The organism is Microbulbifer maximicatervae (SeqCode) (assembly GCF_052467065.1).
Genome location: NZ_CP174299.1, coordinates 682,792 through 708,230, shown reverse-complemented (window position 1 = coordinate 708,230; position 25,439 = coordinate 682,792). Strand labels below are relative to the sequence as shown.

At 46.1% G+C, this 25,439-nt stretch carries 22 protein-coding genes; 16 read left to right on the top strand and 6 right to left on the bottom strand.

Annotated features, from left to right (window positions below; translation table 11 throughout):
- Positions 1 to 46 precede the first annotated feature (46 nt).
- Entirely contained in the window at positions 47 to 466 is a 420-nt protein-coding gene (gene arfB, locus ACJJI1_RS03255; protein ID WP_413663136.1) for an alternative ribosome rescue aminoacyl-tRNA hydrolase ArfB, read from the top strand.
- Positions 467 to 754: 288 nt separating this feature from the next.
- Here the strand turns inward: arfB and ACJJI1_RS03250 are convergent, their stop codons facing one another.
- The gene (locus ACJJI1_RS03250; RefSeq protein ID WP_444958526.1) at positions 755 to 1,315 is read right to left on the bottom strand and encodes a DUF2799 domain-containing protein; all 561 of its coding nucleotides are present in this window, start codon (positions 1,313 to 1,315) and stop codon (positions 755 to 757) included.
- A gap of 248 nt (positions 1,316 to 1,563) precedes the next feature.
- Here ACJJI1_RS03250 and ACJJI1_RS03245 point away from each other — a divergent pair, with 248 nt between their 5' ends.
- The 3 genes from ACJJI1_RS03245 to ACJJI1_RS03235 all read left to right on the top strand — a co-directional run bounded on the left by ACJJI1_RS03245 (position 1,564) and on the right by ACJJI1_RS03235 (position 8,003).
- Positions 1,564 to 2,985: an amidase gene (locus ACJJI1_RS03245; protein ID WP_444958525.1), complete on the top strand. Its 1,422-nt coding sequence runs from the start codon at positions 1,564 to 1,566 to the stop codon at positions 2,983 to 2,985.
- Positions 2,986 to 3,457: 472 nt separating this feature from the next.
- Entirely contained in the window at positions 3,458 to 5,017 is a 1,560-nt protein-coding gene (locus ACJJI1_RS03240) for a M28 family peptidase (RefSeq protein ID WP_444958524.1), read from the top strand.
- A 358-nt stretch (positions 5,018 to 5,375) separates the two neighbouring features.
- On the top strand, positions 5,376 to 8,003 hold the full coding sequence (locus ACJJI1_RS03235) for a TonB-dependent receptor plug domain-containing protein (RefSeq protein WP_444958523.1): 2,628 nt from the start codon (positions 5,376 to 5,378) through the stop codon (positions 8,001 to 8,003).
- A gap of 126 nt (positions 8,004 to 8,129) precedes the next feature.
- Here the strand turns inward: ACJJI1_RS03235 and ACJJI1_RS03230 are convergent, their stop codons facing one another.
- The 4 genes from ACJJI1_RS03230 to can form a co-directional block, all read right to left on the bottom strand.
- A complete protein-coding gene (locus ACJJI1_RS03230; protein WP_444958522.1) occupies positions 8,130 to 8,861 on the bottom strand; it encodes a glycerophosphodiester phosphodiesterase in 732 nt (243 codons plus the stop codon).
- A 159-nt stretch (positions 8,862 to 9,020) separates the two neighbouring features.
- A complete protein-coding gene (locus tag ACJJI1_RS03225; protein WP_413663130.1) occupies positions 9,021 to 9,533 on the bottom strand; it encodes a flavin reductase family protein in 513 nt (170 codons plus the stop codon).
- Positions 9,534 to 9,636: 103 nt separating this feature from the next.
- Entirely contained in the window at positions 9,637 to 11,253 is a 1,617-nt protein-coding gene (locus ACJJI1_RS03220; protein WP_444958521.1) for an FAD-dependent oxidoreductase, read from the bottom strand.
- Positions 11,254 to 11,348: 95 nt separating this feature from the next.
- On the bottom strand, positions 11,349 to 12,005 hold the full coding sequence (gene can / locus ACJJI1_RS03215) for a carbonate dehydratase (RefSeq protein ID WP_413663129.1): 657 nt from the start codon (positions 12,003 to 12,005) through the stop codon (positions 11,349 to 11,351).
- Positions 12,006 to 12,141: 136 nt separating this feature from the next.
- Here can and ACJJI1_RS03210 point away from each other — a divergent pair, with 136 nt between their 5' ends.
- The 7 genes from ACJJI1_RS03210 to ACJJI1_RS03180 all read left to right on the top strand — a co-directional run bounded on the left by ACJJI1_RS03210 (position 12,142) and on the right by ACJJI1_RS03180 (position 19,841).
- Positions 12,142 to 12,345: a hypothetical protein gene (locus ACJJI1_RS03210; RefSeq protein ID WP_413663128.1), complete on the top strand. Its 204-nt coding sequence runs from the start codon at positions 12,142 to 12,144 to the stop codon at positions 12,343 to 12,345.
- 136 nt (positions 12,346 to 12,481) lie between these two features.
- Complete coding sequence (locus tag ACJJI1_RS03205; RefSeq protein WP_444907420.1) at positions 12,482 to 12,991, top strand: GNAT family N-acetyltransferase; 510 nt, start codon at positions 12,482 to 12,484, stop codon at positions 12,989 to 12,991.
- A 1,225-nt stretch (positions 12,992 to 14,216) separates the two neighbouring features.
- Positions 14,217 to 14,939: a hypothetical protein gene (locus tag ACJJI1_RS03200; protein WP_444958520.1), complete on the top strand. Its 723-nt coding sequence runs from the start codon at positions 14,217 to 14,219 to the stop codon at positions 14,937 to 14,939.
- A gap of 236 nt (positions 14,940 to 15,175) precedes the next feature.
- Complete coding sequence (locus ACJJI1_RS03195; protein WP_413663125.1) at positions 15,176 to 16,288, top strand: phospholipase A; 1,113 nt, start codon at positions 15,176 to 15,178, stop codon at positions 16,286 to 16,288.
- A gap of 80 nt (positions 16,289 to 16,368) precedes the next feature.
- Positions 16,369 to 16,773, top strand: a complete 405-nt coding sequence (locus ACJJI1_RS03190) for an NUDIX hydrolase (RefSeq protein WP_444958519.1) — start codon at positions 16,369 to 16,371, stop codon at positions 16,771 to 16,773.
- 247 nt (positions 16,774 to 17,020) lie between these two features.
- Complete coding sequence (locus ACJJI1_RS03185) at positions 17,021 to 19,069, top strand: aminotransferase class I/II-fold pyridoxal phosphate-dependent enzyme (RefSeq protein WP_444958518.1); 2,049 nt, start codon at positions 17,021 to 17,023, stop codon at positions 19,067 to 19,069.
- A gap of 31 nt (positions 19,070 to 19,100) precedes the next feature.
- Positions 19,101 to 19,841: an SDR family NAD(P)-dependent oxidoreductase gene (locus ACJJI1_RS03180; protein ID WP_444958517.1), complete on the top strand. Its 741-nt coding sequence runs from the start codon at positions 19,101 to 19,103 to the stop codon at positions 19,839 to 19,841.
- A 42-nt stretch (positions 19,842 to 19,883) separates the two neighbouring features.
- Here ACJJI1_RS03180 and ACJJI1_RS03175 read toward each other — a convergent pair whose 3' ends face one another.
- Positions 19,884 to 21,542: an acyl-CoA dehydrogenase family protein gene (locus ACJJI1_RS03175; RefSeq protein ID WP_444958516.1), complete on the bottom strand. Its 1,659-nt coding sequence runs from the start codon at positions 21,540 to 21,542 to the stop codon at positions 19,884 to 19,886.
- Positions 21,543 to 22,232: 690 nt separating this feature from the next.
- On the opposite strand from ACJJI1_RS03175, the gene ACJJI1_RS03170 reads away from it, so the two are divergent.
- The 5 genes from ACJJI1_RS03170 (at position 22,233) to ACJJI1_RS03150 (ending at position 25,429) form a co-directional block, all read left to right on the top strand.
- Positions 22,233 to 22,916 carry a helix-turn-helix transcriptional regulator gene (locus ACJJI1_RS03170; RefSeq protein ID WP_413663120.1) on the top strand — a complete coding sequence of 228 codons (684 nt, stop codon included), beginning with the start codon at positions 22,233 to 22,235 and terminating at the stop codon, positions 22,914 to 22,916.
- A 4-nt stretch (positions 22,917 to 22,920) separates the two neighbouring features.
- Positions 22,921 to 23,349, top strand: coding sequence for a CsgE family curli-type amyloid fiber assembly protein (locus tag ACJJI1_RS03165; protein WP_444934026.1), 429 nt, complete (start codon positions 22,921 to 22,923; stop codon positions 23,347 to 23,349).
- Positions 23,349 to 23,750: a curli assembly protein CsgF gene (locus tag ACJJI1_RS03160; protein ID WP_413663118.1), complete on the top strand. Its 402-nt coding sequence runs from the start codon at positions 23,349 to 23,351 to the stop codon at positions 23,748 to 23,750. The genes ACJJI1_RS03165 and ACJJI1_RS03160 overlap by 1 nt, the downstream gene beginning before the upstream one ends.
- A gap of 41 nt (positions 23,751 to 23,791) precedes the next feature.
- Positions 23,792 to 24,637 (top strand): CsgG/HfaB family protein, encoded by an 846-nt coding sequence (locus ACJJI1_RS03155; RefSeq protein WP_444918059.1) that lies wholly within the window; start codon positions 23,792 to 23,794, stop codon positions 24,635 to 24,637.
- 306 nt (positions 24,638 to 24,943) lie between these two features.
- Positions 24,944 to 25,429: a hypothetical protein gene (locus ACJJI1_RS03150; protein WP_413665886.1), complete on the top strand. Its 486-nt coding sequence runs from the start codon at positions 24,944 to 24,946 to the stop codon at positions 25,427 to 25,429.
- Positions 25,430 to 25,439: the final 10 nt, after the last annotated feature.

Here is a 25,439-nt window from a genome sequence, read left to right as displayed (position 1 = left end):
ATTTTGTATTTTAAGTAAAATGATGTAAGTCGGGCATTGGGTGTTTATGGTTTATGGAAAAGGGAAGGTGTCTGTCCCTCAAGAAGAAATCGAAATGAGTGCGATACGCGCACAAGGCGCCGGTGGCCAAAATGTAAATAAAGTTTCCAGTGCAATTCATCTGCGGTTTGATATTCGGGCTTCTTCACTTCCACAGTTGATTAAGGATGGTCTTTTAAAGTTAAAAGATCGTCGAATCTCCTCTGATGGCGTGGTGGTTATCAAGGCTCAGAGGTTCCGAACCCAGGAGAAAAACCGCCTGGATGCCCTGGAGCGACTGCAGGAACTGGTGGATAAAGCTGCATTTAAGCCAAAATTCCGCGTGGCCACAAAACCCAGTCGCGGTGCCAAGGAGCGTCGCCTACAAGCAAAAAGTCGCCGCTCTCAGGTGAAGTCAATGCGGGGTAGGATAAAAGACCAGCACTGATCCGGTTGTCCGAAATATAGAGGATAATTTTTCTTGGAAGTGTCTTTTTACTTGGTTCTTTGGTGCAAATTTCCTGGTGGTCTATAAGTCGAATAGGGGGCAACCGCTGCAAGCCTGCCTTTTGTAGGAGACCTACTTTCTCTATTTATCATATGGTGTCAGTTTGGTAGTGATGGAGACCGGGATTAGAAATGGTTGATTCGCGCCAATAGATAGAGACAGGAATTAATCTCTGCAGATTAGGGCCCGCAGAGGTAATCTTGGCTCTTAGTGGATTTTAGAGCAGGGTCACAGGTAGGGAGAACGGGCCAATACTTCCTGATACTCGGCTTCTCGTTGCATTAGTTCGAACTGCAAGCCAGTAATTTCCATCCCCAGTTCTGAATGCCTGACCTTTAGGCGAGTAATATCAGCGAGCAAAGTCACCCGCTCAGAGTTGTCGACTGTCTCATCTACCAATAAAGCACCGATCTCTGTCATATCATCGAGAATATGCTCTCTCGCCAGTTCCAGGTCATGAATTGCCGATACCAGTTCCTCGACAGCAGATTTGGCAAGAAAAATATCCTGGCCTGAATTGTATCCCCGCAAGAATAACCCTTCGAGGTCTGCGGGGCAGACCCCGTTATAGCTGTTGCCAGAGCGACCCTGATCAAAGCCGCGCAGCTCGGTGCAAAAAAGCTCTAGTCCTTCAGTTCGCCCATTGCGATAAGCCGTTGTATTGACTGACACACCGTACTTTGCACAAGCCTCACGACGCCCCCCTAAATAAGAAATGTCTCGACCTGCTGCACCGTCTTCATACCCGATTGCCTGCCAGTCTGCGACATAGCATTCATCTTCGCTCATGGTGGCACATCCCGAGATCAATGAAACTAAAAGAAAGAGGAGTGCAATTTGAGAGGGAAATTTCACAGCGGTTATCCGTGTCGGTGATTTCACCAAAGCTTACTGTGAATTTCCTGACTGGAAGCTGAACTTTCTGTATTGCGTGAAATTATTCCATCGGATCTTTTTAAGAGAAGGTGGAGCAAGTAGTTAGCTACCGACGACTAGTCTGATGAAGTTAGCGGATCAGTAATTGGAAGGCTTACTCGATGGGCGATTTCGTTGGGATGACAGCTCTTGAGCTGTTGCATGGATACAGGAAGAAGTCTTTCTCACCGGTTGAGGTTGCCGCAGAGTTACTCAACCAAATTGAGCGACTTAATAGGCATGTTAAGGCTTTTTGTTTGATTGACAGAGATACGAGCCTCGCCTATGCGCGGGAAGCTGAACACCGCTATATGTCTGGTAATGCGCGGGGATTACTTGATGGGGTGCCAGTGGCAATAAAGGATGTCTTCTATACACCGATGTGGCCAACGGTTTTCGGCTCCCAAATAATTGATCCAGAGACGACGCTGGGATGTGCGGCCCCTTGCATTGCGGCATTACAGCGCAACGGGTACACGCCAATAGGGAAAACTACGACACCGGAGTTTGGTTGGAAGGCGGTGACGGATAATGCCATAGACGGTATTACGAGAAACCCCTGGGATAGGGATAAGACATCGGGTGGTTCGAGTGGCGGGGCCGCGGTTGCAGTATCACTGGGGTTGAGCCCTCTGGCTGTGGGGGCTGATGGCGGTGGATCTATCCGGATTCCTGCCAGCTTTTGTGGCACGGTTGGGTTCAAACCGAGTTTTGGGCAGGTTCCCCATTGGCCATTAGGTACCTTCTCCTCCCTGGTGCATGTGGGGCCCTTAGCATCGACGGTGGAAGACTGTGCACTGATGATGAATGTAATCAGTGAACCGGATCATCGGGATATCCGCGCAATACCACGTCGGAACATTGATTTCCTTGCAGCTACAGAGGGAAGGTTGATTGAAAGAACAGGAAAGTTGCGTATTGCTTACAGCCCCAGTCTTGGTTACGTAGAACCTGATCCCATGGTGGTGAGCAACGTTTCTGCTAGTGTAATGCACTTCCAGGAATTGGGTGCTGAAGTTGTAGAGGTTGACCCAGGTATTGATGATGCTAGTGCAGCTTTTGGCTGTCTGTTTTGCGCGGGAATAGCGAGTATCTTTAGGGCGATGGATAGTACCAGGCGCCAACTGGTGGAGCCCCAATTGTTAGAGGTCGCAGAACAAGCGGACAAATTATCCTTACCTGATTATCTCGACGCGCTGAAGTGGCGAGATAACTTTGTCGAGCGATTACAGGAACTTTTTCTGAAATATGATCTGTTAGTGACCCCAACTTTACCCATTACCGCATTTAGTGCTGGGGCCAATGTGCCGGATAATAATCCAGGCTCTCTATGGTATTCCTGGACACCTTATACCTACCCCTTCAATTTATCAGGCCATCCGGCAATATCAATTAATTGCGGTTTTTCAGGGAATGGTCTGCCAGTAGGTCTGCAAATTGTAGGCAGAAAATATGCTGATGAGACAGTTTTATGTGCAGCCGCTGCTTTACAAAACCAGCAGGGATTAAAAAGGAGGCTTCCTGGTTGGGTAGATTCTGTGTGAGTTGCAATCTTAAAATTCTTCTTGTAGATCTAATTAAAATAAAGGGCTGAAAAACCCTTTAGTTCAGAAATTATTCCTAGTTCTATTTGCTATTAATAGTGTTTTTATATTCTATGTTTTTTGTGTATTTGTGATCCACTTAAAGTTTATTGCGGCTCTTACGCTGAAAGATGCCAAATTGTTTTAGTATTTATTTGAATGTGCTAGCTTTTCCTTGCCGGATTGGTCAATCCGGTTTTGTTTGTTCTCTCTGCGCTTTTCGAAATTCGAATAATAAAAATATTTCTGGATTGTCTGCGATTGTTTATAGGTATGGCCTGTAGTTCCATCCTCATTGATTTTTGTATTATTTGAATATTATTGAGATTCAAAACTGCTGTTTGTGCAGGCTTCTTGCATGTGTGTTTATTGCCTGCCTGTGTTTTTGAAATATCAGGGATTCGCAGGGGGCTAACTTAATGTGGAGAAGATAATGAAAAAAATTATTAGTAGGTCTTTAGTTGGGGTTCTTGCACTCCCCGGCGCTGTTATGGCAGAAGAGCTGTGGATAACTATAGGTAGTGATGGTTATAAAACCTTAAAGCAAAACAGTAGCCTGGTTGCCAAGCAACCACTCTCGATTCAAGGTGAGGAACGTAACGGAGTCACTATTCTAAAAGTTAATGAAAAGAATCTTTCCGAAATATCGACTCTGATGCATATCAACCATAACCGTTGTGGCGGCTTTATGGTACATGACTCATTGGAGGAAGCAGAAGCTGCCCAGATTTCATCGCTGACGACAACAGTGAATAACGTGATCGCTTACTCTATTGATAATGCAGATGTGGTTAACGCCCTGCAAGCAGAGATCTCAGAGTCTAATATACGGTCAACTATTCAAAGTTTGTCGAATTTTACTAATCGCTATTACACCACTTCAACCGGCGTGGATGGTGCTGAGTGGATAAGGGATGAGTGGCAGGCATTAACGAGTTCACGAAGTGATGCTTCAGTCGAACTTTATAGCCATAGTTGGGCGCAACCCTCTGTAATTTTGACTATTCAGGGGCAAACTGACCCGGATGAAATTATCGTGCTGGGGGCGCACCTGGATTCTACGGTCGGTTTTGGCACTGGTGAAGGTACGAGAGCGCCGGGGGCTGACGATGATGCGTCTGGCATAGCAACATTGACTGATGTCATTAATGCAATTGTCGCTACAGACTATAAGCCGGATAAAACGCTGGCTTTTATGGGGTACGCTGCTGAGGAAGTGGGGCTGCGGGGGTCAGATGATATTGCCAGCGATTACAAATCACAGAATAAAAATGTGATAGGTGCCTTGCAGTTGGATATGACTAATTACTATGGCTCAAATAGTGATATCTATATTATTGGAGATTACACCAATAGTGCCCAGAATAGCTTTCTTGAGGATCTGGCCCAGACCTACCTGAGTGGTCTCACTGTTGGAACAACTTATTGTGGTTATGCGTGTTCTGATCACGCATCTTGGTATAACCAGGGTTATCCGGTTTCCTTTCCTTTTGAGGCGACTTTTAATGGCTCAAACCCTTATATCCACACTTCAAGTGATACCCTTGCCAATAGTGGTGGAGATGCCAGTCATGCGGTGAAGTTTGGAAAGCTTGCTGCTGCCTATGTCGCTGAATTGGCCAAGGGTTATATAGGGGATGATCCGGGCCCAGACCCAGATCCGGACCCCGATCCCGACCCCGGTGAGGAACAAACAGAAACCTTTAGTGGTGATGTGGGTCGAGGTTCGGAGGATCACTATGGACCTCTCAGTGTAACGCCCGGTACAGATTTTATCGCGGATATGACCGGTACTAATGATGCCGATCTATATGTCCGTTTTGGTGCGGCACCTACTTGGCGCTATTACGATTGCCGTCCCTATGAGGGAGATAGCTCTGAGAACTGTTCCTTAACCGTGCCAAGTGGTGAGAGTGAAGCCTATTTTATGGTGCGGGGCTACAGTCGCTTGGGATCGGATTATGAGGTTGACGTTACTTATACTCCTCAATAGACGGTGCTGATTTCACCTGTTTATTTTTTAAAGTGAATTTATTGCTGTCACTTTTGCTTCAGCCTCTATAAAAGTCACGTTTGGCAGTTATTGGCATTTGCTAAACGTGTGCTCATCCCCTTTTAAAATAAATATTGCGACATTAATTTTTTGACTTGTTGGAAGTTGACTTTTAATCGCGTAAAAGAGCTATCCCAGGCGTGCACTAATTTCTGGCATGGATTCAATTTAACGGAACGTCAGTATGCCGCTTTTTTTGTTTAACCCCTGCACGGATCTAATTTGATGTGCATTGCTTTGATGAATTATCCGGTGATGTTCTGTTTGATGTTAATAATGAGAAGAGAGGGTGGTGAATATGAAGCGTTACTTGTTGAGACCTTTGTCATTGGCGGTGGCAGTTGCGATTTTTAACTCTGGTGGGTATGCGATTGCTGAGGAAAAGGAAGAGGGTGCCTCTAATACTGCTGATCGGGCAATGGAAGAGGTGATAACCACGGGTACACGCAAAGAGGGTGTATCTCCCACTGAGACTCTTTCTCCGGTAGATGTGGTTGGAGGAGGGGACATTGCGGATCAAGCGAGCTTTGATCTTACTGAGTCCCTGGCAAAAATTGCCCCTTCATTTAATACGCAGAGATTTCCAATTGCTGATGGAACCGCTTTTATCCGCCCGGTAACTTTACGTAATTTATCCCCAGATCAAACCTTGGTGCTGGTCAATGGAACCCGCCGCCATCGCTCTGCGCTGGTTAACTTGCAGCTTGCCCCCCTGGGCACAGTTAACCAGGGTGCCCAAGCCGTCGACTTTTCGGCGCTACCCTCTATGGCTATAGAGCGAGTTGAGGTTTTGCGTGATGGCGCTTCAGCACAATATGGCTCCGATGCGATTGCCGGTGTCGTTAACATTATCCTGAAGGATGATGCAGAGGGATTTAGCTTATCAGCTCAGACAGGAGAATATTTTGAGGGGGATGGAACCCGGATGAGTATTGCCGCAAATACGGGATTTGCGCTGGGTAATGCAGGATTTATTAATGGTACCGTTGAATTTTCCCGCGCAGATAAAACCTGGCGTAGCGAAGCGCGGCCAGATGCGCAGCAGGTAGGATCAGTTGTGGGAAATAATTTAGTACCACTGGATGGCTTGGGTCAGAGATGGGGTGATCCCGATGTTGAGTCCCTGAAGTTTTTTATTAACAGCGGCCTGGAGATCTCTGATTCGGTAGAGCTCTATGGAAACTTCGGTTATTCACAAAATGAAACAATTTCTGACTTTTTCTATCGTGGACCGGTGCTCGATCCAGAACACCAGTTTACTGCGAGAGGTACCCTGCAAGTAGACAGCCCTAATGATCCCCTTGATCCGAATAGTATCGACTACATGCCTGATCCAGCTCCCCAGTCTTTAGTGGATTCTATTTTGGCGCAGGGCCTAAACCCCTCGGATTACCTGGTAGCAGATACTTCCAGCGACAGTGGGTACGTGTTGCGAAACCCAATTTATACTCAGTTTCCCGGCGGCTACAACCCTGAATTTGGTGCAGATATTTATGATATCGCGGCTGTATTCGGGGCGCGTGGAGAGCTTGCCAATGGCCTCTCCTGGGATCTACGCGGACGCTTGGCTGAAAATGAAGTGGACTATGTCCTGAAAAATTCCATCAATCCAAGCTTGGGTATTTTGTCTCCTACTTCCTTCAAGCCGGGAACCCTCACGCAGGAAGAGTCCAGCCTCAATGCGGATTTTGTCTACCCCATTGATGTCATGGCTTTTGCTTCGCCATTGAACCTTGCATTCGGCGCTGAGTGGCGTGAAGAGACTTACTCAATTGGTAGGGGGGATGCAGCGTCCACTGAGGTAGGTCCAACTGCTGCGTATTTTGGTGTGGGTTCAGATGGTTTTCAGGGGTTCCCGATTGAAGCGCTGGGTAGTTTCAGTAGTGAGAGTATTGCAGCTTACATTGACCTTGAAGCCGATGTGACTGAGGCTCTGACTTTGGGAGCGGCTTTACGGTTAGAGGAATATGATGAGTTTGGCTCGACATCAGATTGGAAATTGTCAGCACGGTATGATGTGAATGAACAACTGGCATTTCGAGCGACGGTAAATACTGGTTTCAGGGCGCCAACACCCGGACAGGTGAATACCTTAAATGTTACTACTACGACAGACTCCAGTGGCAACCTGATACCCAATGGAACCTATCCTGTGGCTCATCCGGTAGCGTCAGCGCTCGGAGCCGTTGAGCTGGAGCCGGAGGAATCCACCAGTTTTACCCTGGGTGCGGTTTTTGCTCCACTGGACAATACCAGTGTGACAATAGATTACTACAACATCGACATCGAGGATCGCCTGGCTCTGCGCAACAATGCCATCGGAGATGAGGAAGTAATTCTGTTGCAAAATGCCGGTATAGAAAATGCAGCACTACTCAACGGCAGCAATGCAAACTATTTCGTCAATGCTTATGACTCGGAAGTGTCTGGTATAGATCTGGCAGTTACCAGTGATTTCGAGATTTTTGAAAGTTTATTGGTGGTGGATTTACGCCACAATCACAATCGCCAGGAAGTTACCAGTGTTACGCCAAATACCATCAATGCCTCACGGGTATTTGACCTGGAAAACCAAGTTCCCAGTGATCGAACGACTTTAACTTTTGATCTGGATACGGGTGATTTATTTGCAGGGTACCTGCGTTTTAATCGCTATGGCAGTTGGGAATCAACAGGCGGGTTGTTTGGTGCTGGGGATGCCAGTGATACCTATAGTTATGGCAGTGAAATTCTCGTTGATATCGAAGCGACGTTTACGCTGTATGAAAATTATAAATTGTCGTTGGGGGGCGAGAATATCTTTGACGTAATGCCTGATGATGAGCAGGAGCCCACATTGCGATATCTCGGGGTACGTCATGCCCTCACATCACCATTTGGTTTTAACGGTGGCTATTGGTATTTACGTGCTAGCGCAGAGTTTTAAGCAGTATAAATAGGGGAGACTATTTAGCCTCGAGTCTTTTCCTGCTTTAACTTACAGCAGTAGCCCGGTAGTTGACCCGGGTTACTGTCTGTTCTCTTAGTTGGTGAAGGGGATCTTCTCCAACGTCTAAGTGCCAGTTTTTGTGAATTCAACACGGGCATTAAAATCGGATACGATTTGAGGTTCATCAGTGAAAACCCCATCAATACCTTGAGCTGCCAATAGTATCAAATCGTTGGGGTCGTTGACGGTAAATACGTAGTTCTTAAGCCCGCGCTGTTTTGCATCGGCTATTAAATCTGCATTTATAAAATCTACGTTCGTATGTAATGAATAGGCCATTAATGGAGCAGAGCAGGCTGCAAGATCGAGGGGAACACCGGAAACCAGCACTCCCCGCCGAACCTCAGGAGCTAATTGCAGGCACTGGTACAACTGGCGGTGATCGAAAGAGGAAACGATGTATTGCTCGTAGCTTGCACCAGTATCCTGCGTAAAGGTGTGGATTTCATCCGCGAAAAGGGCTGCACAGTTAGGCCCTTTCAGCTCGATATTGAGTTGGGCACTATTTCCCACAAGTTCCAGGACTTCCCTTAATGTAGGGACCTTATTCCCGCAAGGGAGAGGTCTCTCTTTCAGGGCATCGGGATGCATTTCAGTGATGAGTTCGGAGCCCGCGATTAGGCGTCCTAGTCGCCGGTCATGCTTGACCAATAGTTGCCCACCGATATTCCACACATCAATTTCGATACCCCCGACGTTGAGTTCCAACGCATGCCCGATTGCTTGGAGAGTGTTTTCACTGGCTCGCTGTTGATAGCCCCGGTGGGCGAAACAGAAGAGCGTAGTTGAAGTCATGGCTTATCAGTCCATTTTCATGGTTTGCTTCAGACTGCCCTTGAATTATTACGAGGTCACTAATGCAATACCAAAGTTTCTGCCAAATACTGGTTAATTGGCATTAAAAAATTATTTTTATAGCCTTTGGGTAGTGATTAGGCTCCAAAAAGTGAGCTGCTACTCTCCAGCCAGTGCACGGTAACAGCCTTGATGAAAGACCAGGGGTTCACCACCAAAAGCGGCAAATTCCAGCACCTCTCCAAGCAATATTGTGTGATCTCCACCATCAATGCACTGCGCGCGGCGGCAATGGAAATAGGCTGCACACTCCTCTAGGCGAGGTATACCATTGGGGCCTTCATACCAGTTGACCTGCCCAAACTTGTCTGCCCCTCGCCCAGCAAATAGGTTTGAGACATGTTGTTGGTCTGCTCGCAGGATATGCACGGCAAAGTGCTCCCGGGTGGTAAATGCTTTATAGCCCATGGATTGCTTATCGATACTCCATAGAACCAGGGCGGGATCCAGGGAAACGGAATTAAAGCTGTTAGCCGTCATGCCGGCAGGTTGGCCATTGGTATCCTGAGTGGTAATGACAGTTACACCGGTAGCAAAGTGGCCGAGGGTGTCCCGTAGTAGCCGGCTTTGCTCGGGTGACGGGGAAATCGTACGGCTTTTCTCTGTCGTCATACTAAGGCTACTTGTACCAAAACTTTGAAGGGCCGCCATTTTAAGGCAAAAGTTAACGGTTTGCGCGCTTTACCTCGAATAGCTATTAAAATAAGTACGATTATCAGTTATTTTTTGACTGATCGTTCATAGTTGGCTGGCACTCTTGGCTGAGCCTTTCCCGAAGGGCGATTGCACTACCGGTAAGGGCAAAACCGAGTAGATTGCCCTTTTCGTCGCGAAATTCGGCGCAAACCCCTGAATCTTCTTTGTTGATTTGCCAAGTCCCCTTGGTATCAGGGCTTGGCGGGCAAACGGTAGTTGGGTGTAGGGTTGTCTTTACGGCCACAGGAATAACGCCAAAGCAAACGGGAGTCAGATTTCCTGACAGAGTTTGTGCCAGACTCTTCGCACAGCTGATTAGGGGGGCGACAAAGAGTAACTGATGGCCGTCTATTTCTGCGCAATCCCCCAGGGCGTAGATATCGGGATCGCTTGTTTGCAGATATCGATCTACAGCAATACCTCTTTGCACGGCTATACCGGCCATGGAGGCTAAGCCGGTGTTAGCCTCAAGTCCAAGTGCGGCGAGAACGATATCCGCTTCTATTTGCTCTCCATTACTCAGCTGGGCCCGGAAACCGGTGCTCAATTTCTCGATACGCTTTAATGATGAGCCCCCATGGAAGCGAACGCCATAGTCTTCCAGGGCCCTCTGCAGATCGCGTCCGGCGACTTCCGGCAGCAGTGTCGCCAGTGGCCATTGCTCCATGTCAACCAGGTCCACTGCGAAGCCGGTCTGTACCAGATCGTTGGCAAATTCACAGCCAATCAAACCAGCGCCCAGGAGTAGTATGCGCTTGCGCCCCACCACGGCAGTTCGAAAACGGTGGTAGTCTCTGAGATTATTTATGCGAAAGATATGTGATTGGGCATCCCCCTCATAGTGGGGAAGTTTGCGGCACTTGGCCCCGGTTGCCAGAACTAGCTTTCCATAGGGAATCTTGGATACATGCTCTGCACCATCCTGCTGAATCGTTAGAGTTCTGTTTTGGCGATCTATATGTATTACCCGCGTGTGAACCAGAATTTGTGCATTGAGTTCGCGAGCCATATCCTCGGCACTGGAAGTGCTGAGTTGCTGTGCAGTCTTGCCGTGAGAGAAAGAGGCTGACAGCAAAGGCTTGGAGTAAAAAGCTCCATCATCGGCAGTGATTAACAGGAGAGGAGACTGGGGGGGAAGCTTGCGAAACTCTCGCGCCAGATTATACCCGGCCAGCCCTGTGCCAATAATAACTAAAGGTGCTGAGGTTATAGTGGTTGTTTTTTGGTTGGCTGAAGGGGACGGGGCGATGGGGGTTAGGCCCACGAGGACCATATCAAATTCTTGTTTACTAACGCCGCATTGAGGGCAATTCCATTCGTCGGGAATATCCTCCCACCGAGTACCAGGAGCAATGCCATCTTGTGGACATCCCTCGGCCTCATTGTATGTCCAGCCACATACCATACACTCCCAGATTCGAAAGCCATCATTGCTAGCTAAGCTGGCTTGAGTGGTATCGGCGCCAATCTCCAGCATGGAGAAATCTTGTTTGGCTGCACCACACTCCGGGCAGTACCAGTCTTCAGGGATATCTTCCCAGCGAGTACCGGGAAGAATTCCATCCTCGGGCCAACCTTTGGACTCATCGTATATCCAGCCGCAGTTCTGGCACTGCCACTTTCTGTATGCCGACATGTTTCTCCACCAAGCAGGGTCGAGCCCGATAGATAAAATACCGGGGCTTTCCCATTTATAGCGGTAAAAACGAAAGGAGTTGTGGTTGGGCGGTATTATTCTGTGCTGCGCTGGGCGATTTTGCTGAGAGCACTTTGATAAATATCAGCAATTTCCCCCGGGTGCTTGATTGAAATACCCAAATCGTGCACCAGGCCATCCTTGAGTCCATATACCCACCCATTGACGGTCAGTTCCTGGCCCCTACGCCAGGCATCGCGGACAATGGTGGTCTGGCAAACGTGTATTACCTGTTCCAGAACATTGAGTTCGCACAGTAAGTCTGTGCGTTGCTGTTGCTGGAAAAGATCTATCAAGGTGTGATGCTTATCCCTGACATCCTGAATGTGTCTCAGCCAGTTATCGATCAGGCCAAGCTGCTCGTTATTAAGTGCAGCCTGGACACCGCCGCAGCCGTAATGACCACAGACAATAATATGTTTTACTTTTAGGATTTCTACAGCGTACTGCAGTACTGAAAGGCAGTTCAGGTCTGAGTGGACTACTACATTGGCAACATTTCTGTGGACAAAAAGCTCCCCGGGTAATAGGCCGACAATTTCATTCGCGGGAACGCGACTATCAGCGCAGCCAATCCAGAGATATTCAGGGCTCTGCTGCTCAGACAGTTTAAGGAAAAAGTCAGGCTTATCTTCGCGAGTTGCCTCTGACCAATGTTGGTTGTTCTCTATTAAATGATTAAGCGGGTGCAATGAATCTATCCTGATGTGACCGTTTGGACAATTAGCCAGCAGGATAGCGACTTTGTTCGTGCGCGCCAAGTGTATCTGGTCTAATCTAAAAAGATGACTATTGCCTAAAACCTGGTCTAAAAAGGAATCTAAGATCATGGGAAGAAAGAAAAGCGCCATTCCCAGAAGGCGGCAGAGGGTTTCCAGGCACTCGAATTCAGTGGGGCGGCATCGCTTGAGAGTGCGTCAATTGCTTGCAAGAAGGACGCGTTTGCGTAGCTATTTACAGCATTTCCCAATGGATGAAAAAGCCAATATCGAGGCGGTACCGGAAAAGAAGGGTGCTGAAGTTACGGAGTAAATCCGATATTGTACCCTCTGTTGTCCACGCTGTATCAGAGATCTATAAGTGTGGTGAATAAGTTGGCTGTATAAGTGGTTATTAAATTACATTCAATAAAACCGTTGAGCTAATGGAAAAGTAAAAAGAGAATCATATGGTGTTGTCAGGTTGTAATGTAGATATTGATTTAAAAATTAGTTTGGCGAATTATGATGACTTGCATGATGCAAAAAGCATAATTGCTTTAATGGAAGAGTATGCACTTCATCCATTTGGTGGTGGTGAAGCTCTTTCTGATCATTGTCGAACAGGGTTGGTGCCGGCACTAAATGAATTTCCTGGAGCTTTTAGTATTTTAGCATACCGAGATAGTAGAGCTGTTGGTCTTATTAATTGTTTTACTGGTTTTTCCACTTTTTTATGTAAGCCTCTTATTAATATTCACGATGTTGTTGTTAGTGAATCTGCACGAGGTTTGGGCGTTTGTACGGCTATGCTGGGTTTTCTTGAGAAAGAAGCAAAAGATAGGGGATGTTGTAAGTTGACCTTGGAAGTTCTACAAAAAAATTACACTGCGCAGGCTGCTTACCGTAAGACTGGTTTTAAACCGTACGCCATGGATGAGGAGTTCGGTCAAGCCGAATTTTGGCAGCGATATCTTTAATGTTCACCTTTTCAAATTTGTAGTCATTGTATGGAGCTATCTTCCAATAAGCTGTGGCTGTGGCTGTGGCTGTGGCTGTGGCTGTGGCTGTGGCTGTGGCTGTGGCTGTGGCTGTGGCTGTGGCTGTGGCTGTGATCTGAAAGCTACGGCTGGCCAATACTGTTAGATATTTTATTGGTAGCTCCTGAAGTGCGATGTGCCCCAATTATTAGTTCCATTGATTGAGTCTGTAACCCTGAGACTTTACTGATTGATAATATTAAAAATAATGTCCACACAAACGGTGGTAGCAGTAGATACGCAGAAGCTTTTTGGAAGGGAATGTTTCTTGGGGTTTTGGGTGTTTTAAGAATCCTAAATACCAATATCATATTTCTTGACTTTGGTGACGCTAGTGCGTGAAAGCTGATAGGAGAAAGCGATATTTATAGGGATCTAATGGTTGTATTCCAGCAACATCATGGATAGCTAAAGATATTGTCTCCGTAGCTCTTCTAAGAGCATTAGTAGTTGAATTAGCGATCCTCTATTCAAACAAATTTCTGACATGCTGTTGCGTCGAATTTTACTCGCCATGAAAGCCATTCACTTTGCTGTACCAGCAAGTTACTGGTTTCGATGAGTGATATGGATAATGATAAAATTCGAGAGTTTACTCTTTGGTCATGCTCAAGAATTAAAGGCTACCAAATATATTTGGCTCATTCCCCCGGAAATCCTGTGCTGATAGCTGGAGTTTTGTGCTTATGTGACGTGGGAAAAATTATTTGATGTTTATTGCGTCAGCTTGACGTTATTCTGCTTAAATAGCTTAAGTTTCTTTTGGGTGAATGAGAATAAAAGAAGAGGCTTTAAGTACTTTTGAAGATATAGGTTTTCCAATGATTGATAGTTGGTTCTAGGTCAGGAGTTACCTGGAATTTTTGATGAGCCTATTTTGGGGATACCTTAAATAAACCTCACTAGAGCTTTATATAAAACGTTTACTCTTTTGGTGCATCCAGCTGGAAAATTCTTCAACTACTTCAGGTTAAGTCATTCACTTTGGGGGTATTTCAGCTGTTTCATAGTTTTCTCCTATTTTTAAATCCTTGTGTTAGTCACTGTCTCCATAGTGTTTGGCTAAAGGAGGCGTAAAAAACGAGGTTAGCCTCCCTCCATGTGCAATACTTTTTGGGTACTGGACCGCCGGTCTGATGTACAGCGAGCAAGGAGGGAACCTGCGATGCGTTTAAATTCAACTTTGGCTCAGGGTCGCTATCACTACAGTTGTGACGGCAGGGAAATGCCTGTGCAAGATAGTTGGCAGTTAGGGAATGATGAGCAGGGGCGACGCTCGCTTGTCAGTCGGCGCTTAGTCGGGGACCAGGGGTTTGGTATCGAAGTATTTGCTCTTTTGGAAGGGGGGCTAGTGAGTGAGTGTGTTGTGCATTGGCGAGATGAAGTTGATGAGGTGAGCGCCCACTACAAGTTAATGCCAGAAGAGGGAAAGAGTCCTGCGATAGGTGATGATATTCAAGCCAGCTGGACAGGCCCCAATGGCCCTCAGCAACTCAATATCGAAGGGGAAGAGCGGCTATTGTTTCCACTGATGCGGGTTTTTATGGGGCCTGTCTTGTCGAGGTTGGTACAACATGAAAATGGCCTGGAAGTTGTATCCCCTGATATCGTCGACCCATCTCAGCGGGGTAAGTTGCTCTCTCCTAGGGTGAGCCATCGCACGGCAAGATCAATGGCGGGGGATGTTTCGAGCCAGAAGGCTCAGGAACTGGGTTCCGATATTATTGCTTACATTTACCAGGGTGATGAAGCTGAAAGAGATGCCCATTGCTATGTTGATAGTCGGAGCCTGCTAGTGGGGTACGATTGGCCATCTAGTACTGGCCGCCTGTGGCAGGTTCGGCTGAGGGACTTGGAGTGGTCTTCGAGCTTAAAAGGACTACTTTAGCCCAGCTTGAGGAAACTTTATAACCACTATTGGCCACACAAATAGGCTCAAATGGAGATTCCTGTTTCTATACCTGTCACTATTTAGTTTTCTGTTCTATCTAAGCTGAAATTAGAGCTTCTCTAGCCTGATTGGCTGTCTTGTCACGATAATCGCAAAGTTATGTAGTGGGACTTGTAATCCTCTCCAGTGTAAGCTTGCATCACGATTGCAATAAATGACTGGGGGAAAGCGTTTTGTCCTACTATCGAAGAAGGGTTTTTGCCGGGCTCACATTACTTTCTTCTGTTGGGTTAGTTGCACAGTTGCCAACAGCTTTAGCTGAAGAGGCGCCAGAATCAACTTTTTCTATGGATGCGGGAGAAAACCTGCAGACCCACCATAAGCGCTGCTTGAACGAGCAAATTCTTGTTTCGGATGCCGATGTCACGATAAGGGAAATTCGACGTATCTGCGCTGAAAGAGTCAGAGCTGAACTGACTCTTGAAGAGGATCCGGTGATAGCGGACTTTATTGTCGACGAGTATGAGGAAGACCTTCCGACAGATGAAGTATTGTTAGGGGGAAGGGCTCAGGCTATCAGGGATGCTGCCAATAACCCTTTTACTTTAGCTTCCCATAAAACTAACTACGTGCTGCCAATGGTCTACAATCCAGCCCCTGAAGAGGGAGGGCTGGCAGACATTGAAGGCCTAGCTGAGGCAGAAGAGTTGGATAACGTCGAAGTTCAATTCCAGCTTTCTGTGCAGGTGCCTATTTGGCGGGGTTTTTTGGGGCAGGCTTCTGTACTGAGTGTCGCCTATACAAATCGCAGCTTTTGGCAGGCGTACAACTCCGATGACTCCGCTCCCTTCCGTGAGACAAACCACGAGCCGGAATTGATTCTGAGTTGGCTCAATGACTGGAGTCTATTTGGTTGGAATAATGTGGCCAACCAGGTAGCGATTAACCACCAGTCAAATGGGCGCAGTGAACCCTATTCCCGTAGCTGGAATAGAATATATGCGAATTTCATTTTTGAGCGGGATAATTATTCAATCAGCCTAAAGCCCTGGTACAGGGTTCCTGAAGATAAGGATGATGATGATAATCCGGATATTGAGCACTACCTGGGGCATTTTGAACTAGGTGGGCGATACCGCGATGGAGATCACACGGTTTCACTGATGTTACGTAACAATTTGCGCTCAGATAATCGTGGTGCAGTGGAGCTGACTTGGGGCTTCCCTCTCGGGAAACGCGTCGATGGATATATCCGCTATTTCAATGGTTACGGCGAGAGCCTCCTTGATTATGATGAATCAGTGCAAACTTTAGGATTTGGATTTGTATTAGCCCAGGGGTTTTAACCTTAATGACGAGGGCGTACTCGCAATGAATAGGCTCTCGTTTTTCCCTTCTTAACCTGACTTGTTATCAGGGTTTGTTCATGGCCTTTGATGATAGTTACCGCTTGAGTGCCCATGCGGTAATCACGAATACTGGCGGAGAAGTACTGCAGCTGAAAGCGACTTATGCTGAGCGTAGCTGGGGCTTGCCAGGCGGAGCATTAGACCCGGGTGAAACTGCCCATGAGGCATTGGTGCGGGAGTGCCATGAGGAACTTGGACGAGAAGTTCGAATAGAGTATCTCAGTGGCATCTATTACCACAACGCTTTCAATTCACATGTTTTTATTTTTCGAGCCCATTTCATTAACGAGGGTGACTATATTCTCTCTGATGAACATTCCCAATGGGCTTACTTTCCGCTTCACCAATTATCCCAGGTACAACGTCACAGGGTCGAGGATTGCCTCACGTTTAATGGTATTGTGCGTAGCGCAAAGTTCTAACTTTATTATCTTCCTTGGCAATAGATCTGGTATGCCTGGGTACATTTGGCGAAAATCGCCAAATGCAATGTAGTCGCAGAATTCCCCTCCCTCCTACATTAGTATTTGCCCCCTGGTGTTTATTGCCCTGGAATTCCAGAGCCACCGCAACTCGCGGAGGCCTTATAAAAGTTAATAAAATCAAATAGTTGAATAATTGATACAGCAAGTTGTACTCACCTGCAAGCTATGCTGATGGATAAGAATTATGGGTTTGGAATTGAAGATGCCTGAGTTGGGCAACCTAAACGAAAACAGCCTTGAATTAGAGTGCCGGGTCGCTCTGGTCAGTTCTGATAGCAAATTGGCCAATGAGTGGATTACCGCTCTCAATAATACGGCAGCAGTACACGACAATCCTTTTGGTCTTCATTTTGAAGCCGTAACGCCCGCAGATGCTGAAAGGTTGGCAAAAGAAGAGGATTCCCTGCAAGCGGTCATTGTCGATGGTGGCAGTGACGGGCAGGGGCTGGATGCTGCAGATGACCTCGCTGACCGAATTCACGCTTTGCGTTCCCAGCTTAATATCTTCCTCGTAGCTCACAGTGGTTTTGCTGGAACAACCTCCAAGCCGGGCAAATCCGGTTCAAAATCCCTGGCAAATTTGCGTCGCCGCTTCGATGAGTTGTTCGACCGCCGTGAGGGCAATTTCAACCATATGTTCCGCTTGGTGCAGGCGTTTATTGCTCGACGAGCTTCGACTCCTTTTGCCGACACCCTGAAAGAATACGTATTCTCAGCTCGGGATGCGTGGCATACACCTGGTCATTCTGGTGGTGACAGTTTGCGCAATAGTCCCTGGGTGGGGGATTTTTATCGTTTTATGGGTGAACATATCTTCAATACAGACTTGTCTGTATCTGTTCAAGTTTTAGATAGTTTACTCGAGCCCCACTCGGTTATTCAGGAGGCGCAGGATCTGGCGGCTCAGGCTTTTGGAGCTCGCCATACCTTTTTCCTGACCAACGGCACCTCTACCGCGAATAAAGTGGTTATTCAGCAAATTCTTGGCGGTGGCGGAAAAATTATCGTTGACCAAGCGTGTCACAAATCAGTTCACCATGCGATTGTGATGAATCGCTGTGAGCCGGTTTACCTGAAGTCTGTACTACATCCAGAATTTGGAATTTACGGGCCGGTAAAGCGTTCGGATATTGAAGCTGCCCTGGATGAGCACAATGACGCGCGCCTATTGGTAATTACCTCCTGCACCTATGATGGATTGCGTTACGACCTGAAGCCAATTATCAACTACGCCCATGAGCGTGGAGTGAAAGTGCTGGTGGATGAAGCCTGGTTTGCCCACGGTTTCTTCCATCCCGAGTTGCGGCCCACAGCACTGGAGTGTGGGGCAGATTATGTGACCCAAAGCACCCACAAAATGCTATCGGCCTTTTCCCAGGCCAGTATGATCCACGTGCAAGACCCGGACTTTGATGAATTCCGTTTTCGTGAAAACCTGAATATGCACGCCTCTACCAGTCCTCAGTACGCAATGATTGCGAGCCTAGATGTGGCGCGTAAACAAATGGCGATGGAGGGGTATGGTCGTTTGAAGCAATGTCTAAAGATGGTGGAAATTTTACGTAATGCCGTTAATGAGACAGGTGTGTTCCGCGCACTAACACGTGATGACTTGATTGCTGACCCGCTTGCCAGTGATAACATTCGCCTTGATCCCACCAAGGTGACTATTGATATTTCCAAGAGTGGTTACTCTGGCAATGAAATGCAGATTAAATTGTTTGATCAGTATGGCATCCAGGTGGAAAAGACCACCTACAATACCATTACTGTGCTTGTAACCCTCGGTAGTACAGAGAGCAAATTACTTCGCTTGATTCATGCTCTTAAGCAATTGGCAGGAAATACTCACAAGCGTATTCATATCGGGTCGCCGAGGCGTTTGCCAGAATTTACCCGTTTTACATGTCTACCGGCAGATGCTTATTTTTCGGAAGCAGAAGAATTACCGCTGATGGACAACGGCACAGAAGCTATTGAGAACCTGGTTGGCCGGACCAGTGCAGATGAAATTGTTCCTTATCCGCCAGGCATTCCGGTCCTTGTGCCGGGACAGGAAATTTCAGCCCAAATAGTACAGTTTTTACAGCAGCTACTTCAGGGGCAGAATACGACAGAAATTCACGGTCTTATTTTCCGCTCTGATGAGCCGATGCTAAGGGTCGTTAAGGAAGCCTCCAAGGGCAAAGCTGAGAAAGTGCAGTCTTCTGGAGAGAAAAAGAAAGGAAAATAGTAAAACTCCATAATCCGGCATGGAGGCCGGTATGCTCGAAAGTCCACAATCTGTGTTGATAGCCGGTGCTTCCGGTGGCATAGCGCAGGCTATTGGCGCCGAAATTATTCGGCGCTACCCTCAAGTTACGTTATTGACCTTGAGTCGAATCACAGTTGATATGATTCCTGGCCATGTCGGTGAGCGACACCATTTATCCGTTTGTCTAGAGCAAGCCGAGTCCATCGATATTGTTGAAAATTTTTTGGCCGAACATTCTGAGCCTCCAGGTTGGGTAATCAACTGCTGTGGCATTTTACATGATGAGTTCCACGGACCGGAGAAGTCCCTATCGCAATGTGATGATCACTGGTTATTGCAGTCGATTCAGGTCAACGTACTTTCCCATTTACATTTAGCACGCGCACTGGATGGATTCTTGAAGCGCAGATGCCCTTTATTGTGGGCGTCGCTTTCGGCAAAGGTGGGAAGTATCACGGATAACCAGCTCGGTGGCTGGTACAGCTACCGGTGTAGTAAGGCCGCATTAAATATGCTGGTTAAGAATCTGTCTATTGAGTGGGCGCGGAAACTGGAGGAAAGTTGTGTGGTAGCGATTCATCCAGGTACGACAGATACTTCACTATCCAAGCCTTTCCAGTCTAATTTGCCCCCAGATAAACTCTACACCCCTGAATTAAGCGCGAATCGTATTGTAGATGTCTTGAGTCAACTGGCATCGTCAGATACCGGAAAATTACTATCATGGGATGGAAGTCTTATACCCTGGTAGTGATCAGCTTGAAATAGGCGCGATAGTAGCTGTTATCGTATCTTAAGTTATAAGAGGGTTTCCCCGCTCCAGAATAGTGGCGATGTCAATCCCGGTGGGTAGGCTTCCAGTATTGTGTGTGCCGTTAATCCCTATTCTTGATTTGATAAAGGCATCAGTTACACAAGGGCTACTTCCCTGTAGCAGAAGGTGCGCCTGCATGGTCAGGGCCATTTCATCAATAATATGACGTGCACGGTATTCAAATTGATTTAGGTCGGAAAGATCGTTTCTTAACTTGTCGACTGCCGTATCAAATTGTGTGTTTATGCCTCGACTAATGTTTAACTCATCAAACCAGTGGCTAATTACTGCAGGGGTTTTAGTGATGGCACGTAACACGTCCATCGCTTGAATATTCCCTGAGCCCTCCCAGATTGCATTTATCGGAGCATCTCGGTACAGCCGTGCCGTAATAAAGTTTTCAATAGCTCCATTGCCTCCCAGACACTCCATAGCCTCATAGGCGTGATGAGGGCTGCGTTTGCATATCCAGTATTTTCCCACCGCGGCCCCGAGTCTGAGTAGCATCTTTTCGTGTTCGCTGCCCTCTTGATCCATTGCTCTGGCTATGCGCATGGTAAAGGCAATTGAGCCTTCCACCTCCAATTGCAGGTCGGCAAGCACATTTTGCATCAGTGGTTGATCAATCAGCTTTTTGCCAAATGCTTTACGCTCACTAGCGTTGTATATTGCCTGGATCACAGCTTGCCGCTGCCCTGCAGATGAGCCCATCATGCAATCAAACCGCGTAATCGCTACCATCTTGATGATGGCGCTGACCCCACGCCCTTCTTCGCCGATTAGCCAGCCCAATGCGCCGCGTATCTCAACTTCTGAAGAAGCATTGGAAACATTGCCACACTTTGTCTTCAGGCGTTGAATCTCCAGCTGGTTCTTCGATCCATCCGGTCTCCATCTTGGAACCAAGAAGCAGGATAAGCCGCCGGGCGCCTGGGCAAGAATTAAAAAGGCATCGCACATAGGGGCGGACATAAACCATTTGTGCCCTAATAATTCATAGGTTCCATCGGCGAGGGGAATTGCAGCGGTGGTATTTGCCCTGACATCTGAGCCCCCTTGTTTTTCGGTCATGCCCATACCGATCGTCAATGAGTTTTTCTCAAAATATGGGCGATTACTTCCATCGTAAGTGCGGCTGGTTATTTTGGGGATCCATTCAATGGCGATTTCAGAGTTTAGCTCGATAGTGGGCACTGAGGCGAAGGTCATAGTGATAGGACACCCATGACCGGCTTCAAGCTGAGTGTGCAAGTAATTTTTTGCAGCTCTGGCCACGTGGGCACCTGCGCGTGGGTCGGTCCAGGGAGAGCTGTGTAAACCTTCTGAAAGTGCCAGCTGCATTAGCTGGTGATAAGAGGGGTGGTATCGAACCAAATCAATGCGGTGGCCGGAACGATCGTGACTTTCGAAGATAGGTTTAAATTCATTAGCGGCATAACCCCGCTCAATCATTTCTGGCCTGCCACACACCTCCCCATACCGCTCCAGGTCATCTTCAGCCCAATGGGCCCCATTAATATGTACGGCTTCCTTTAACGCTTGATCGGCAATATAGAGGTTATGACCAGAAAGCGGGCTGGGCTGGTTGGCAACCTGATAATTGGTTTTGCAATCTGATGTGTGGATCTCACTGTTCATAACTTCACCCTGGAGGATGTAGATTTCTATTTGATGCTGTAATTTAACTTGTACGGTTTTGCCAATTCCCCTAGGGGAATAGTTCAGGCATAGCCGAATATGAGCATAAAACAAGCTTTTCCTGATTACTATTTAAGCTGTTTAATTTTAAGTCGTGATTTTGCCGTTTTTATTTGCAGGGCCTGAACCTATGAATTCTCAGGTGATTTTACTCGATCAAATATGGCTTAAAAGTAATGAGGTGAAATTTATATTTTATTGCTATCGAATACCGTTTTGTCAGTCTGTCTCCGATGAGGCTCGAATCATCTTGTGTTTGTCGTCTTATTGTTGGTGGCAATTTTTTTTATCTTAAATTATTCAAAATAAATTTATTAATAATGTGGACCAGTACAAAAAAATTGATATTTATAGAGCTCTATTGCCGATAGGAAATCTATACCAAAGCATGTTGATTTTTCTTTATAGTTTACTGATCCATGATACCTTTGTATTACAAAATGGTATTAGAGAACCAAGTTGGCACACTTAAGATTGAATTTTTGATATCTAGATCACTACCGGTTGCAGTTAATGAGTTGATCGAATAGATTTAGCTCACAGCGTAAGATGAGCGCGGAAAATTGATAAAAAATAGTTAGGCTGGTAACAGGCTGAAACATAAAAGGACTGCACATTGGGGGAACCCAGATGAATTTGCATAAGGATTATGCACCACTAAAGGTTGTTAGCCCTAAGTCAGAAAAAACAGGGATTACAGTTGCCTTTTTAACTGCATGCGTCAATCTTCAATCATCAATATTTGCCGGGCGAATTGAAGATGAGTTTAAGACTACCTGCGCTATCCTTCAGCGCTCGACACTTTCATCCCTAAGTGGTATTAAGGCCGAATACCTTCTTCTTGATTGTGCCGATGTATCCTCTTCAGATCTCGAGAATCTTTTGAGGGAGATACACTCCCTGCCCACACCTCCCAACATAGTATTGATCAATGTCGATCAGAAGGCCGATATTGATTTTGTTCTGCATTGGGAAAAAGTTCTGGGGTTAATACCCTCCGAATGCGAAGCAAAAGTCATTATGGAGAGGTTGGGTAGGATATTCTCGGGAGAATACTGGTTTCCAAGGGATGTTCTCCATAATTTTCTCAGGCAACACAGAAAGCCTAAAAAGTGGTGCGATAAGGCTTCAAACCTCACGCAGCGAGAACGGCAAATTTTACAGTTGATCTGTGACTGTAATACCAATGCAAATATAGCCGAAACATTATGTGTTAGCGAGCATACCGTTAAAAGTCATTTGTATAAAATCTATAGAAAAATAGGCTGTAAGAACCGGTTAGAAGCAAGTAGTTGGGCCAGTCAAAACTTGTAATATTATGAAATCAATATTTTTGTGCGCAACTGTGTTAACAGTTGCGCTTTCGTGTATCGTTCACAAAAGTCACGCTCAAGAAACAAGTGATCAAAGCTCTGAGGAATCCCTGCTTACTGGATTGGTAATTGATAATACGGTAAGCGGTATAGGTCATGAGTTCGCTAGATCGCTATCAATTTATATAACAACTAATTTGACAGGATTCGACTACAACCTGACCGTGCATGAAAGGCCTTCGGCAAGGTGGGGCAGTGTTGTTTGGGTAACCTTTGATAGCAAGCAAGTCTTTAAAACTGTCATTTATCCTGGGCGGAGAAAGTTCGGTGCAATTGTCGAGCAGGCTGCTTCGCAAATAAATAATAATGTGAGGCAGCAACGGTTGCAGGATCTTTTATCTCAAAATGTTGATTTGGCGGGGGATGAAATATAATGAAATTTTTATTCACAACGGCTTTTTTATTGTTTTCTGGCTCGGTGTTTGCAACAGAACTGGTGTACACGCCTGTGAATCCATCGTTTGGGGGCAATCCTCTTAATGGTAATTATTTACTGAATAATGCTAGTGCACAGAACAGTAAAAAAGATCCTGATGCTAAGGATTCGCCGTACTCTGACTCTTCTTCCCTGGATAGATTTACTGACACGTTAGAATCTCGTTTGCTCTCACAGCTACTAACAGATGTGGGAAATGGTAATGACGGTACTTTGGTAACTGATGACTATATCGTAAATATTGTTGATATTGATGGTGAATTGACGATCACCATTACCGATGCTGTTACGGGTGAGATATCTGAAATTGTAGTTGTAGGTCTTAATCCAAGCAACTAATAAAATTATATTTGCAAGCTTAGGTTTTGTGGGGTGGTGCGATGTTATCGAGAATATTTATTCTAATTATTATTTTTAGCATTAGTGGGTGTAGTTCTGTTAAGGAGGCGTTGTTCGGCCCTGGACAACAAAAGGCAACTTTGACGGATAGAATGAGCACCTATTCTGACTTAGTCAGTTTGCCTGCTCCTAGAGGGAAAATAGTTGCAGCAGTGTACGGTTTTAGTGATCAAACTGGACAATATCGGCCAGCGCCCTCCAGCTCATTCTCGACCGCAGTGACTCAAGGGGCTGCAGCTATGCTGGTTCAGGTTCTAAATGAATCTGGATGGTTTGTGACTCTTGAGCGGGAGGGTTTACAAAACCTCTTAACCGAAAGAAAAATAATTAGAGCTGCACTGAAAGAACAGGACAATCCTGCCAGTCCTGTATTCGATCTGCCTTCTCTTATGTCAGCCAATATTATGTTAGAGGGTGGAATAGTCGGTTACGATACAAACATCAAAACAGGGGGTGCGGGGGCACGTTACTTCGGTATCGGTATTTCTGAACAATATCGTGTAGATGAGGTTACTGTAAACCTGCGTGCGGTAGATGTCCGAAGTGGACGAGTTCTAAGTAGTGTTTTAACGAGCAAGAAAATCTTGTCGAGGCAAGTTCAAGGCGATGTTTACACTTTTGTGGAATATAAGCGCTTACTTGAAATAGAGGCTGGGATGACCACGAACGATCCAGCTCAATTATGTGTTCTTTCTGCGATAGAGTCGGCGGTAATTCATCTTATATCCCAGGGAGTTAATGCTAATTTGTGGGCATTGGAAGATAATAGCCAATACCCTATGTCTGTCCTCAGTGAATATTCTGCGACACCAGTAAAAATATTATAAATCTTTAGCGGATATTAAATTTTATTGGCATGTTCATTTAGATGTATATGTAATTTAGCGAAATGGAATTTTATTAAATTATATCTATGTATTTTCATGTTTGTGTGTGTAATTTGGTGGAATTGAACTGTTTTATTTTTTGTGTATTTTGATTTAAATCACCACCTTAATACAAAAGTTTTACGTTCTTCTTATTCTTTCCGGTTAAATGTAATCTTTCTTCTGATTTAAGATATATTTTTTTTTACCTATAGTGTCCATGTTGTTTCTTATAGTTGTTAACCGTTCTTATTGGAGAGGTGGTTGGTGATTGCTACAGCTAAACGAGTAACGGCAATTTTATTTCTGTTTCTGGTTTTACCGCTTTCGGTGTGCTGGGCTTCTGATTTAGATGACCACAATGAATTGTCTGCGGGGCAGGGTGCTCTGGATCTTCTTTTGTTAAGAAAAGATTCAATTACGGGTAACTTGGCCCAGGTTTCACAAGTAGGTGATTACAACCTTGCTGAAGTTACCCAGTCTGGTCTTTACAACCAGGCTGTCCTGATCCAGGAGGGTGGCTCCAATGCAGCGTTGGTGCAACAAACAGGCGATTCTAATTATGCTGCGATATCGCAGTCAGGAGCCTACAACCAAGCTACAGCGATACAGAATGGCGTAGATAATGTGGCTTTAATTAGCCAGGTTGGTTACGGAAATTCTGCAAACATTATTCAAAATGGTGATGGATTGTTTGGTTATGTCGCGCAGTTCGGTGACGACCATGCGGTGCAACTGGTGCAGTACGATTAAGGCATTGCAC

Bases quoted from the DNA above. Each gene is read 5' to 3' on its own strand.
- ACJJI1_RS03210 (WP_413663128.1), top strand. From the start codon at position 12,142: ATGGGAAGAAAGAAAAGCGCCATTCCCAGAAGGCGGCAGAGGGTTTCC.
- ACJJI1_RS03240 (WP_444958524.1), top strand. From the start codon at position 3,458: ATGAAAAAAATTATTAGTAGGTCTTTAGTTGGGGTTCTTGCACTCCCC.
- ACJJI1_RS03185 (WP_444958518.1), top strand. From the start codon at position 17,021: ATGGGTTTGGAATTGAAGATGCCTGAGTTGGGCAACCTAAACGAAAAC.
- ACJJI1_RS03230 (WP_444958522.1), bottom strand. From the start codon at position 8,861: ATGACTTCAACTACGCTCTTCTGTTTCGCCCACCGGGGCTATCAACAG.
- ACJJI1_RS03235 (WP_444958523.1), top strand. From the start codon at position 5,376: ATGAAGCGTTACTTGTTGAGACCTTTGTCATTGGCGGTGGCAGTTGCG.
- ACJJI1_RS03160 (WP_413663118.1), top strand. From the start codon at position 23,349: ATGAAATTTTTATTCACAACGGCTTTTTTATTGTTTTCTGGCTCGGTG.
- ACJJI1_RS03250 (WP_444958526.1), bottom strand. From the start codon at position 1,315: ATGAGCGAAGATGAATGCTATGTCGCAGACTGGCAGGCAATCGGGTAT.
- ACJJI1_RS03155 (WP_444918059.1), top strand. From the start codon at position 23,792: ATGTTATCGAGAATATTTATTCTAATTATTATTTTTAGCATTAGTGGG.
- ACJJI1_RS03200 (WP_444958520.1), top strand. From the start codon at position 14,217: ATGCGTTTAAATTCAACTTTGGCTCAGGGTCGCTATCACTACAGTTGT.
- ACJJI1_RS03225 (WP_413663130.1), bottom strand. From the start codon at position 9,533: ATGACGACAGAGAAAAGCCGTACGATTTCCCCGTCACCCGAGCAAAGC.
- ACJJI1_RS03170 (WP_413663120.1), top strand. From the start codon at position 22,233: ATGAATTTGCATAAGGATTATGCACCACTAAAGGTTGTTAGCCCTAAG.
- arfB (WP_413663136.1), top strand. From the start codon at position 47: ATGGTTTATGGAAAAGGGAAGGTGTCTGTCCCTCAAGAAGAAATCGAA.
- ACJJI1_RS03175 (WP_444958516.1), bottom strand. From the start codon at position 21,542: ATGAACAGTGAGATCCACACATCAGATTGCAAAACCAATTATCAGGTT.
- ACJJI1_RS03220 (WP_444958521.1), bottom strand. From the start codon at position 11,253: ATGTCGGCATACAGAAAGTGGCAGTGCCAGAACTGCGGCTGGATATAC.
- ACJJI1_RS03165 (WP_444934026.1), top strand. From the start codon at position 22,921: ATGAAATCAATATTTTTGTGCGCAACTGTGTTAACAGTTGCGCTTTCG.
- ACJJI1_RS03245 (WP_444958525.1), top strand. From the start codon at position 1,564: ATGGGCGATTTCGTTGGGATGACAGCTCTTGAGCTGTTGCATGGATAC.
- ACJJI1_RS03190 (WP_444958519.1), top strand. From the start codon at position 16,369: ATGGCCTTTGATGATAGTTACCGCTTGAGTGCCCATGCGGTAATCACG.
- ACJJI1_RS03205 (WP_444907420.1), top strand. From the start codon at position 12,482: ATGGTGTTGTCAGGTTGTAATGTAGATATTGATTTAAAAATTAGTTTG.
- ACJJI1_RS03180 (WP_444958517.1), top strand. From the start codon at position 19,101: ATGCTCGAAAGTCCACAATCTGTGTTGATAGCCGGTGCTTCCGGTGGC.